The organism is Nitrospirota bacterium (assembly GCA_016212215.1).
Classification (GTDB): domain Bacteria; phylum Nitrospirota; class 9FT-COMBO-42-15; order HDB-SIOI813; family HDB-SIOI813; genus JACRGV01.
Map to the genome: position 1 here is coordinate 1 of JACRGV010000164.1, position 9,678 is coordinate 9,678.

The following is a 9,678-nucleotide window of genomic DNA, read 5'->3' on the forward strand; positions in this document are numbered from 1 at the left end:
AACCCCATCCCCACCCTACCCCTCCCCTTGAAGGGGAGGGAATCAACATAGCCCCCTCTCCCTCAGGGAGAGGGTTAGGGTGAGGGTGGGGTTTTCATTGCCATTTGTGAGCCACCGGCTCATGACGGTTCATCCGAAAATCCTTCATTTTAACCACAGAGAACACAGAGAAATAATATATTTAATAGACTTCCCATATTATAAGATTCTGTGCCCTCCTCCTTTAAATTATATATACTTACTATATCAAGACGTATTAAACCGTAAAATCGGAGGACACAGATAAATAAACTGATTATAAGGTTTTAATAATATTTACCCTCTGTGTTCTCTGTGGTTAATTTTCATCCCCCTTTGTGAGCGCCCCGCTCATGACGGTTCATCCGAGAATTACCCCATCCCCACCCTGGCCCTCCCCTTGAAGGGGAGGGAATAAACTTAGCACCCCCTCCCGTCATTCCAATCTGGGGAGGGGGGATAATCTAAGCAGGAATCCACTTCTTCCACAACACATTTTATGCTTCCTTCATGAAGCCTGATCCTGACTTTATCACCGCTTTGGACTTCTCTGGATGATTTCACTATTGAGAGAGATGGCAGTTTTGATGTGATGCTGTAGCCTCTTGAGAGGATGGCGAGGGGGCTTAGGCTGTCGAGCCTTGCGGCGGCTATATGAAATGAGCTGGTCTTTCCGGCAATAATTTGAGAGATATTTTTGAAGATGGCGATTGTATGGGCATCTAATTTATGCCTCTTTAATAGCAGATTCTGTGCCGGGCTGTTGGAATGTATACCCTTAAACATAGTCTCTACATGATAACGCCTGTCTTTTAATAATCTTTGTACAGAAGCATTCATCCGAACATCTATATCATCGAGTCTCTGGATGTATCTGTTTATATCCCTCTCAGGGTTGAAAATCCTGCGGCTTAGTGCAAGCATCTTCTCTTTCTTTTTATCAAGGAAGGTCTTCTTTGCAAAGATAAGCCTTGAGTAAAGCGTTGCAATATGTCGTTGAACATCCTCTTTATTCTTTACAACCATCTCTGCTGCGGCTGATGGTGTGGGCGCCCTTAAATCAGCCACAAAGTCTGCAATGGTGTAATCTATCTCGTGACCGACTGCTGATATAACCGGTATCCTCGAATTAAAGATTGCGCGTGCAACTATCTCTTCATTAAACGGCCAGAGGTCTTCTATGCCGCCGCCTCCACGTCCGGTAATAATAACGTCAATGTCATCAAAATTATTGAGTTCAGCAATTGCCGCTGCTATCTCCGGTGCAGCACTCTCACCCTGAACAGATGCGGGTGCTATTACTATCTCAACATTTGCAAAACGCCTTTCAATAACCTTTAAGATGTCCCGTATGGCCGCACCTGTGGGCGATGTGACTATTCCAATCTTTTTGGGAAAAGCCGGTATCGGCCTTTTTCTATGTTCATCGAACAGACCTTCTTTTGATAACCTTTCCTTTAACTGCTCAAAGGCCAGAAGGAGTGCACCAACCCCTTTTGGCTCCATATAATCAACAATGATCTGATATTCACCGCGAGGCTCATATACGCTGACCCTGCCGCGGCAAATAACATGGAGTCCGTCTTTAGGAATGAATTTAACTGAACGGGAGGAAGACCTGAAGAGTACTGCCTTTATCTGAGATGAGTTGTCTTTTAAGGTGAAATAGACATGGCCTGACGAAGGGACACGCAGATTAAATATCTCTCCCTCAACCCATACATCATAGAATGAGTCCTCAAGGGTAACCTTAATTAAGGTTGTAAGGTCTGATACTGTAAGGATATGACGTTCTGGAATCATTGAATCGGAGATAACCCCATCCCCACCCTAACCCTCCCCTTGAAGGGGAGGGAATTTCATAAAGGCAGTGGTTAGTGATTAGTTGTTAGAAAAAACATCCCTTATCAACCTCCAACCATCAACTTTCAACCTTCTTACTTCTACCTTCAGCCTATTACCCTTCTTTAACTATCCTTAATCTGAATCCTCTCAATAGACACGGCCTTGCCAGTTGTCTCATCTATATCAACGACTACGCCTGACAATATGTGGTGGCCTTTTGCAACTTCAAATCGTCTGGGCATTTGTGTCAGGAACTTTTCAATTACAGTATCCTTTTCCATGCCTATAACGGAATTCGTTGAACCTGTCATTCCTGCGTCTGTTATGTATGCCGTGCCCTTGGGTAGTATCTGTTCATCTGCGGTCTGCACATGTGTATGCGTCCCTATGATTGCGGATACCTCTCCATCTGCAACCCAGGCAAAGGCGATCTTCTCTGAGGTAGCTTCTGCATGAAAATCAACTATGATGGTCTTTGAAATTGCTTTAAGGCGGGCTATTTCACGTTTGAAATACCGGAATGGGCAGTCGTAATTCCCCATAAAGACCCTCCCGACGAGATTTAAGATTACAAGCCTGTCGCCTGAATTGGTATATACAGTCGCATCACCAAAACCCGGCACACCCTCAGGATAGTTCGCCGGTCTTAACAGCCTCCTCTCCTTTTCGATATAAGGCTGTATCTCCTTTTTATCCCATATATGATTGCCTGAGGTTAATACATTAATGCCAAGTGATAGCAGGTCATCAGCAATCTTAGGGGTTATACCAAAACCTCCGGCCGCATTCTCACCATTGGCAATAACAAGGTTTATCCTGTACTCATCAGTAATATTATCAAGCCGCCGTGCAACAATCTTCCTCCCGGTCTCCCCGATAATATCCCCTAAAAAAAGTATCCTCACGTAAGCTCCAAATAAAACAGTGAATAGTGAATGGTAAATAGTAAACAGAAACTACACGCTCACCACCATTCACCATTCACTATTCACTATTCACCATTCACTGTCTTACTTCGCCATCTCCACATATCTGCTCTCTCTTATCACTGTAACTTTTATCTGCCCCGGATAGGTAAGTTCGTCGTGTATCTTCTTTGCCATTTCACGGGCTAACTGTGATGCACTGACATCAGAGACATCCTCCTGTTTTACTATGACGCGTATCTCCCTGCCGGCAGATATTGCATAAGCCTTCTCAACGCCCTTGAATGTTGTTGCCACCTTCTCAAGGTTCTCAAGGCGCTTAATGTATGACTCAAAGGTCTCCCTTCTTGCCCCGGGACGTGCACCTGACAGTGCATCAGCCGCGGCAACAATTACACTTTCTGGGCAGATAGCCTCTACATCTCCGTGATGTACCCCTATAGCATTTATAATCTTTGGATTCTCACCATATTTCTTTGCCACATCCATACCAAGGGCTACATGTGTACCCTCATGCTCATGTGTAAGAGCTTTACCTATGTCATGAAGTAATGCCCCCCTCTTGGCAAGAACCACATCCAATTTAAGTTCCGCTGCCATGATACCGGCGATAACAGCCACTTCCTTTGCATGCATCAGATTATTCTGACCATAACTCGTCCTGTATTTTAAACGGCCAAGCAGTTTTACAATCTCTGGATGTACATTATGAACATTAAGGTCAAACAGCACCTTCTCAGCCTCTTCTTTCATATTCTTCTCAACATCCTTCTTTACTTTTTCAGCAAGGTCTTCAATACGCCCCGGATGTATTCTGCCGTCTGATATAAGTTTCTCAAGTATCTGCCTTGCAATCTCACGCCTGACAGGGTCAAAACCTGAAATGATTACTGCCTCCGGTGTGTCATCAACTATAAAGTCAACGCCTGTTGCACTCTCAAGTGCACGGATGTTCCGTCCTTCCCTGCCGATAATCCTGCCCTTCATCTCTTCATTGGGCAGATTAACAACAGATACGCTTGTCTCTGCAACATGCTCGCCTGCATATCTCTGGATTGCGATTGAGATTATCTCTTTCGCCTTTTTCTCTGCCGTACTCTTTGCCTCTTCCTCAATACGCTTCATCTCCCTTGCAGCCTCGAACTTTGCCTCGTCTTCCATTGTCTGCATAAGGTATTTCTTTGCATCCTCAGATGACATGCATGAAATACGCTCTAACTGCTCCTTCTGCTGACGGAGGGCCTGCTCATATTGATCCATCTTCTCATTAGCCATCTTTTCACGGACAGTGAGTTCCTTTTCCCGCCTGTGTAATTCATTATCCCGTCTCTCCACCTGGTCACTCTTCTTATCAAGATGATTTTCCTTCTGGGAGAGCTTTTTATCAAGATTTAACAATTCAGTGCGTTTGTCCTGCGTCTCTTTTTCAATCTCCTGCCTTGCCTGAAATACCTTGTCCTTTGCCTCTATCTCAGACTCTTTCTTTTTGTTGTCAGCCTCTTTCTGTGCATCCCTGAGTATCCTCTCAGCCTCCTCCTGTGCATCCTTAACCGGATTAACCATGCTGCGGCCTTTTACAACATATCCTGCAATTGCACCGATTACCAATCCTGCAATTAATAACACTATATATTCCATATTATTTACCTCGTACTATTGTTGGACTTCTTTTATTTTTAACAGCGTCAACTCTCCTGCTAATCTCCCCCTCAAACCCATTGGGAGTCGGATGATAATAACTACACTTTTCCGGTGTATAAGCCTGTTCCACATAACCTCCGAAGTCATGCGGATATTTGTACCCCATCTCCCTGCCGAGCCTCGATGCCCCCTTGTAATGACTATCCTTTAAATAGTCAGGAACAGATAAGACCTTTCCGTTTTCAATATCCCTGAGTGCATTATCTATCCCGACATAACAGGTATTGCTCTTGGGGGCAGTTGCCAGATAGACTGCGGCCTCTGCAAGCGGGATCCTCCCCTCAGGCATACCTATGGCCTCCAGTGCATGTAATGCAGACACGGCTACTGTTATTGCATTGGGGTCTGCCAAACCGATATCCTCAGAGGCACATATAACAATACGGCGTGCGATAAACAGTGGGTCTTCGCCTGCATAGATCATCTTTGCAAGCCAGTAGAGGGCTGCATCAGGGTCAGAACCCCTCATGCTTTTTATAAAGGCAGAGATAGTATCATAATGACTGTCCCCGTCTTCATACTGGATGTACTTCTTCTGAACCGATTCTGTTGCTACATTTAGATCATACTGTATTTCTCCTTTGTCATCCGGTTTAGTAGTAAGGATGCCTGTTTCCAGTGCATTTAAAAGCCTCCTTGCATCACCTTCTGAAGAACGTATCAGGTGCTGTACTGCATCTTCTGTAAGACGGACATTGTAATTCCCCATACCGTTTTCTTTGTCTCTAATCGCCCTATCCAGAACGACCTTGAGGTCATTCTCATTCAGGCTCTTGAATTCTATGACAAGCGACCTTGATGACAAAGACGGTATAATGGAAAAAAACGGGTTCTGGGTTGAGACACCTATTAACGTAATAATCCCGCGTTCTACATGGGGGAGAAGGGCATCCTGCTGGACCTTATTAAACCTGTGTATCTCATCTATAAATAATATCGTGCGCTCGCCTTTTTTTACACTCCACTCCTCTGCCTTATCTATGGCCTTTCTGATGTCGGCGATACCGGCGGTTACGGCATTAATCTCCATAAAGTTTGCCTTTGTCAGATCAGCAATGAGATGGGCAAGAGCAGTCTTTCCGCTTCCGGGCGGCCCGAATATGATTAATGACCTTATCTTATCCGATTCTATAGCCCGCCTTAATAACCTGCCGTGGCCCATTACATGTGTCTGGCCGGCAAAATCCTCAAGCCTTTTAGGCCTCATGCGCCAGGCAAGGGGGGCTGTCTTTTGATTTAAATTTATGGTATCCATTCGAAAATCTCTCCGGTGGGGTTGGAAAACCCCGCCTATCCATGAATAAATTCCATGAATAACATGAATAAATTGAGGATAGGCGGGACATTCTTGTCCCGCTGATTTTCATCTGTTCACTGCTTACTATTTATGTTGTTTTTGGAAAAAGAGAAATTGGGATAAAACTATAGAAAGGTATAAAAGATTTTATTGATGACCTGCTGACTGTTAAAGGAACCTTCATCATACGATGTTTGAATTCCCTGTAATTGATATTTTTACTCTCCGGAGTTAACCACAAAGTTGTTTCACCTAAAACATAATAAACCTGTACCAGTATCAATATCATCATCAATATTTCCATCAATCTATCCATACAATCTATACCCGTTTGCAAGACCATTTCTCTTTTCCGCCCCACTTGTACCGTGTATAAAAGAAATTTAAACCTGGGTAAACCAAGTGGGTCCTCTGGTAGAAACATTAGGCTTCCCTGATTAGAGGGCCTGCACACCGTTTCCCTGGACAGAGTTCCCGTTTCAAAAATGTTAGGTCAAAATTTCTTTTATATCACCTGCACAGCAGGGCTGATTCATATTAGCAAATTCAGGCTTTGAATTCAATAGAAATAAGCTCCAGAAGCCTGTCAGCCCGATTTGCTATATCAGTATCCTTTTCCTGCATCTCCCTTTTCATGTTAAAAAGTTCATGGGTAATATTCAGTGCGGCAAGTACTGCAACCTTACGCGGTGTAGACAACTGAAGCTTTCCATTCACTTCATTCATCTTCTTATCCACATATTCGGCAAGTTTACGGATATAAGCCTGATCCTCATCGCTCTTTATGATAAACCGCTGACCGAATATCTCTACTTCCACACCCATATATATTGTCCATTAAGTCATTACGATTAACTTGTTACTATTCGCCGCCTATGCCTTTTAAGGTATCTATAATCTTTTCAACCCTTGAACGTACCTCAACCCTTTCATCTCTAATCCTGTTGAATTCATCTTCAACCTTTTTGAATTCTTCAATCTGTCCCTGAAGTTCTTTAAATGCCTTATCCTTTTCCTCTATCTGCTGTTCAAGTTCATTCTTCTCTTTCTGAAGTACCTTTATATAATCCAGTACCTCCGACACCCTGTCCTCAAGCATATTGATCTTGTCTAAACTCATTGGCACATCTCCTCTTTTTACATTCTTGTTTGTTACACTCTTGTTGGCTGCATTATTAATATCTACGCTATTATTGACTGAAAAAATTGGGATTTGCCGGACGAAATCATCCATCTGTCACCTCATCCCTCATGTCTGAAAAATTTCATAACTTTTCTTAAAACAATGTGGTGACTATACACTTTTTTAAGTGTGTGTGTCAATCCTGAGCCTGTATCCTACACCATGTTCATTTATAAAGAAATGCGGCCGGGTAGGGTCTGCTTCAAGCTTGTGGCGAAGCTGGGCCATATAAATGCGCAGGTAATGAGTCTGCCTGACATAAGCCGCTCCCCACACTTCTTTTAAAAGTTGAGTGTGTGTCATAACCTTACCTGCATGTTTGATAAGTACCGACAAAAGCCGGTATTCAATAGGCGTTAAATGTACTTCCTTATTATCAAGGAATACCTGTCGTTTCGTGAGGTCAACTTTAAGGTTTCATCCGAAAATAACCTCCGGCGGGGTAAGAAAACCCCGCCTATCCCTATCTACGAGGATAGGCGGGACTTTCTTGTCCCGCTGATTTTCATGGCCCTTTGTGAACCCTCGGTTCATGTGAGTTCAATAGAAAAGATCGGCTCATCACTGCCGTTATGCTTTATAGAAATATGACGTAGGGCTACACGAATCCGGGCAAGCAGTTCTCCCGCACCAAATGGTTTCGTCAGATAGTCATCTGCACCGCCATCAAGCGCATTTATTTTATCCTCTTCCTGTTCGCGCGCAGAAAGTACAATTATCGGAATTTGGCTCCACTCACGGAGTCTCTTGGTAATTTCAAGTCCATCAATATCCGGCAGCCCGAGATCAAGCAGTATGACATCCGGATTTCGTGTTGCAGCCTGTATCAACCCATCCTGTCCGGTGGTAGCCTCAATGAGACGATAGCCGTGCCCCTGAAGAGTTATGCGGAGAAAACGACGCATCTGAGGTTCATCTTCAATTAACATAATCAATCCTTGTATGTCTGTCATGCACTATCACCCAAATCGTTTTCCTGTTCAAGCCTTGGAGGTTCACTCTCCAAAGGAAGAGTAAACCGGAATACAGCACCTCCGCCTGAACGGTTCTCTGCCCAGATATGGCCTCCGTGGGCGGTAATTATAGCCCGGCAGATGGTAAGACCCAGCCCTATCCCCCCGCCCACAGCAGACCCGCGTACAAACTTCTCAAATATCCGCTCTTCGCTTCCGGGTAGAATACCCTGCCCTCTATCAGCAAGTTCAACCACAGCCTCAGTTCCCTTTATCATGGCAGAAAGCTCTATAGGTGTCCCCTTAGTTGAATACTTAAATGCATTATCAAGGAGATTCATAAGGACCTGTTCTATAAAAAGGGGATCAAAGGGGATCAGGGGTAAATCTTCAGGCATACTGGTTGATAAAGGATGGTCCCTGAGTTTATCAGTAAGACGATTGAGCACCACCCCGACTATCTCTTCAAGTGACTGCCATTCTTTCTTTACAATGATTGTCTTTGACTCAAGGCGGGTCATGTCAAGTACGTTACGGATGATCTGGTTTAAATGTTCAGCTTCCTCAGAGATGGTCTGTATAAGTTCTCTCCGGCTGTACTGATCAATTGCAACATCCTGCTGGAGTAATGTTGTCGCAGCCCCGGTAATCGCTGCAAGGGGGGTGCGCAAATCGTGGGAAACAGAGCTGAGAAGTGTATTGCGGAGAGTTTCAGTCTCAGCCTTTAGCAGCGACTGTTGAGCTTCTTCTGCAAGAAATGCACGCTCAATTGCCATTGCCACCTGATTTGCAAAACTTTCAAGGGCATGGATATGGTCAGGATCAAATGCGCCGGCAGAGGAGCCGGGAAGAATTCCTATCACTCCTACAGTTCTTGAGGATGCTATTAGTGGCATGTATAAAGCCTTTGCACCGGGAAGGGTGTCTGTCCCGTAGCCCGCCTGTTGACGGTGGTCAAATGCCCATTGGGAAACACTCAGCTCCCTTTGGTCAAGCGGATGCCTAAAATCTGGGGACACCATACTTAATTGTTAAATTAAGTATGGTGTCCCCAGATTTAAATTCACATCTCCGGCCGCTTCCACCGCACGACCGGACATGGCAATTACATTAGCATGGATCATCCGGTCCATACCGGCAATACCAATGGCGGAAAGGAGCCCCCCTATAGTTGTTGGGATCAGACAGACTAGGAGCGCAACAAGGGTCGTCAGGGTAACAGGATACCCCTGGCCTGCAGCCAGTACGCTGAATATAGAAAATGGAAGAAGTGTTGCCGTTGCAAGCAGAAAGATTATGGTCAGCCCGGCAAGAAGAATATCTAACGCTATCTCATTCGGCGTTTTTTGCCGGCTGGCACCCTCAACCATGGCGATCATCCTGTCAAGAAAAGCCTCCCCCGGATTTGCTGAGATCCTTACCACCAGCCAGTCTGATAACACCATGGTGCCTCCGGTAACGGCACTCCGGTCGCCTCCACTCTCTCTTATAACCGGCGCACTCTCGCCGGTTATGGCACTCTCATTTACTGAAGCTACACCTGTCACAACCTCACCATCTCCGGGGATAATGTCGCCGGCTTCAACTAACACAAGATCACCCTTTTTCAGTTGCGATGAACTGTCATGAGCCGAGGGCTCATAAAGGGCAATGAAAACCCCACCCTCACCCTAACCCTCTCCCTGAGGGAGAGGGAGCTATGTTGATTCCCTCCCCTTCAAGGGGAGGGGTAGGGTGGGGATGGGGTTGATTTTC

General features: G+C 45.0%; 10 protein-coding genes, 1 other RNA gene and 1 pseudogene. All 12 read right to left on the reverse strand.

The genetic code is table 11. From position 1 onward, the window contains the following. Window positions 1-438 precede the first annotated feature (438 nt). Window positions 439-1,821, reverse strand: a complete 1,383-nt coding sequence (locus HZA08_14745; GenBank protein ID MBI5194674.1) for an exodeoxyribonuclease VII large subunit — start codon at window positions 1,819-1,821, stop codon at window positions 439-441. Window positions 1,822-1,985: 164 nt separating this feature from the next. Next, window positions 1,986-2,768, reverse strand: coding sequence for a TIGR00282 family metallophosphoesterase (locus HZA08_14750; GenBank protein ID MBI5194675.1), 783 nt, complete (start codon window positions 2,766-2,768; stop codon window positions 1,986-1,988). Window positions 2,769-2,873: 105 nt separating this feature from the next. Next, window positions 2,874-4,427 (reverse strand): ribonuclease Y, encoded by a 1,554-nt coding sequence (gene rny, locus HZA08_14755; GenBank protein ID MBI5194676.1) that lies wholly within the window; start codon window positions 4,425-4,427, stop codon window positions 2,874-2,876. 1 nt (window position 4,428) lies between these two features. Next, window positions 4,429-5,745 (reverse strand): replication-associated recombination protein A, encoded by a 1,317-nt coding sequence (locus HZA08_14760; protein ID MBI5194677.1) that lies wholly within the window; start codon window positions 5,743-5,745, stop codon window positions 4,429-4,431. Between the two features lie 130 nt (window positions 5,746-5,875). After that, complete coding sequence (locus HZA08_14765; protein ID MBI5194678.1) at window positions 5,876-6,130, reverse strand: hypothetical protein; 255 nt, start codon at window positions 6,128-6,130, stop codon at window positions 5,876-5,878. 7 nt (window positions 6,131-6,137) lie between these two features. Then, window positions 6,138-6,318: non-coding RNA, 6S RNA (gene ssrS, locus HZA08_14770), on the reverse strand. Window positions 6,319-6,333: 15 nt separating this feature from the next. Then, window positions 6,334-6,612 carry a cell division protein ZapA gene (locus HZA08_14775; GenBank protein ID MBI5194679.1) on the reverse strand — a complete coding sequence of 93 codons (279 nt, stop codon included), beginning with the start codon at window positions 6,610-6,612 and terminating at the stop codon, window positions 6,334-6,336. A 37-nt stretch (window positions 6,613-6,649) separates the two neighbouring features. Continuing rightward, window positions 6,650-7,021, reverse strand: a complete 372-nt coding sequence (gene zapB, locus HZA08_14780; GenBank protein MBI5194680.1) for a cell division protein ZapB — start codon at window positions 7,019-7,021, stop codon at window positions 6,650-6,652. A gap of 72 nt (window positions 7,022-7,093) precedes the next feature. Next, window positions 7,094-7,321 (reverse strand): winged helix-turn-helix domain-containing protein, encoded by a 228-nt coding sequence (locus HZA08_14785; GenBank protein ID MBI5194681.1) that lies wholly within the window; start codon window positions 7,319-7,321, stop codon window positions 7,094-7,096. A 179-nt stretch (window positions 7,322-7,500) separates the two neighbouring features. Beyond that, the gene (locus HZA08_14790; protein ID MBI5194682.1) at window positions 7,501-7,923 is read right to left on the reverse strand and encodes a response regulator; all 423 of its coding nucleotides are present in this window, start codon (window positions 7,921-7,923) and stop codon (window positions 7,501-7,503) included. Next, a complete protein-coding gene (locus HZA08_14795) occupies window positions 7,920-8,945 on the reverse strand; it encodes a GAF domain-containing protein (GenBank protein ID MBI5194683.1) in 1,026 nt (341 codons plus the stop codon). Before HZA08_14795 ends, HZA08_14790 begins: the two co-directional genes overlap by 4 nt. Before the next feature lie 36 nt (window positions 8,946-8,981). Continuing rightward, window positions 8,982-9,545: pseudogene (locus HZA08_14800) on the reverse strand (potassium-transporting ATPase subunit B). Window positions 9,546-9,678 lie beyond the last annotated feature (133 nt).

Excerpts from the sequence above, each read along its gene's own strand:
- HZA08_14745 (MBI5194674.1), bottom strand. The coding sequence starts at position 1,821 with ATGATTCCAGAACGTCATATCCTTACAGTATCAGACCTTACAACCTTA.
- rny (MBI5194676.1), bottom strand. The coding sequence starts at position 4,427 with ATGGAATATATAGTGTTATTAATTGCAGGATTGGTAATCGGTGCAATT.
- HZA08_14760 (MBI5194677.1), bottom strand. The coding sequence starts at position 5,745 with ATGGATACCATAAATTTAAATCAAAAGACAGCCCCCCTTGCCTGGCGC.
- HZA08_14765 (MBI5194678.1), bottom strand. The coding sequence starts at position 6,130 with ATGGTCTTGCAAACGGGTATAGATTGTATGGATAGATTGATGGAAATA.
- HZA08_14775 (MBI5194679.1), bottom strand. The coding sequence starts at position 6,612 with ATGGGTGTGGAAGTAGAGATATTCGGTCAGCGGTTTATCATAAAGAGC.
- zapB (MBI5194680.1), bottom strand. The coding sequence starts at position 7,021 with ATGGATGATTTCGTCCGGCAAATCCCAATTTTTTCAGTCAATAATAGC.
- HZA08_14790 (MBI5194682.1), bottom strand. The coding sequence starts at position 7,923 with ATGACAGACATACAAGGATTGATTATGTTAATTGAAGATGAACCTCAG.
- HZA08_14795 (MBI5194683.1), bottom strand. The coding sequence starts at position 8,945 with ATGGTGTCCCCAGATTTTAGGCATCCGCTTGACCAAAGGGAGCTGAGT.